Origin of the sequence: Fibrella aquatica, from assembly GCF_041321135.1 — a bacterium.
GTDB classification, from domain to species: Bacteria; Bacteroidota; Bacteroidia; order Cytophagales; family Spirosomataceae; genus Fibrella; species Fibrella aquatica.
The window spans coordinates 1-1,158 of record NZ_JBGGWF010000031.1; the positions used below are offsets into that span (position 1 = coordinate 1).

General features: G+C 52.8%; 2 rRNA genes. Both read right to left on the reverse strand.

What is annotated here, in order from left to right:
- Positions 1-802: ribosomal RNA gene (locus tag ACAW87_RS25755) — 23S ribosomal RNA — on the reverse strand; the annotation flags it as partial.
- A gap of 239 nt (positions 803-1,041) precedes the next feature.
- A 16S ribosomal RNA gene (locus ACAW87_RS25760) occupies positions 1,042-1,158 on the reverse strand; the annotation flags it as partial.

Consider the following 1,158-nt stretch of genomic DNA (forward strand, 5'->3'; position numbering starts at 1 on the left):
CAACTCATCCGGAAACTTTTCAACGTTTATCGGTGCGGTCCTCCACGGTGTGTTACCACCCCTTCAACCTGGCCATGGGTAGATCACCAAGTTTCGCGTCAACAGCCACTAACTAAGCGCCCTGTTCAGACTCGCTTTCGCTTCGGCTCCAAGACTCCAGTCTTTTAACCTCGCTAGTGACCGTTACTCGTAGGCTCATTATGCAAAAGGCACGCTGTCACTCCACGAAGGAGCTCCAACCGCTTGTAAGCACCCGGTTTCAGGTTCTGTTTCACCCTGGTACGCCCAGTCCTTTTCACCTTTCCCTCACGGTACTCTTCCCTATCGGTCTTCTACAGTGTTTAGCCTTGGCAGATGGTGCTGCCAGCTTCAGAGGGAGTCCCTCCGGCTCCCCCCTACTCAGGATACTCAACCCACGATTTGTATTGATCTCTACGGGACTCTCACCCCCTGCGGTTGGCCTTCCCAGACCATTCGAGTTTGACAAATCGCTTGATGTCGAGTCCTACAACCCCGACTCCGCCGTAACGGAACCGGTTTGGGCTTCGACGCGTTCGCTCGCCACTACTGACGCCATCACTGATTGTTTTCTTTTCCTCCGCTTACTTAGATGTTTCAGTTCAGCGGGTGAGCCTCACGCAATAAAGCGTGATGACGGTGCTTCACACCGCCGGGTTTCCCCATTCGGACACCTGCGGATCAACCCATGCCAGCTGGTCCCCGCAGCGTTTCGTCGCTTGCCACGTCCTTCTTCGCCTGTAGAAGCCAAGGCATCCCCCGGGTGCCCTTTTGCTGCGTTAGTATCTAGTGATACAATCGCGGTATTACTTGCTTGCTTACAATTTACTCTACTTGTGTGTGGCTCTAAACCCTTACGGATCTAAAAGCCTTCTTCTCAATAGGTCAAAGAACTAAACCCTGAACCACTTGCGTGATCCAGGATGGCGTTCTCCGCCAACTACCAGCGTACATACAATCTTGAGTCTGACCAGCTCTGGCCCCCTATTATATAAGGAACCAGAATCCTGTAATCAACTCCAAAAAGGAGATGTTCCAGCCGCACCTTCCGGTACGGCTACCTTGTTACGACTTAGCCCTAGTCACCAGATTTACCCTTGAAGGGCTGTTACTCCCCGCTTCAGGTCCCCCCGATTCCCA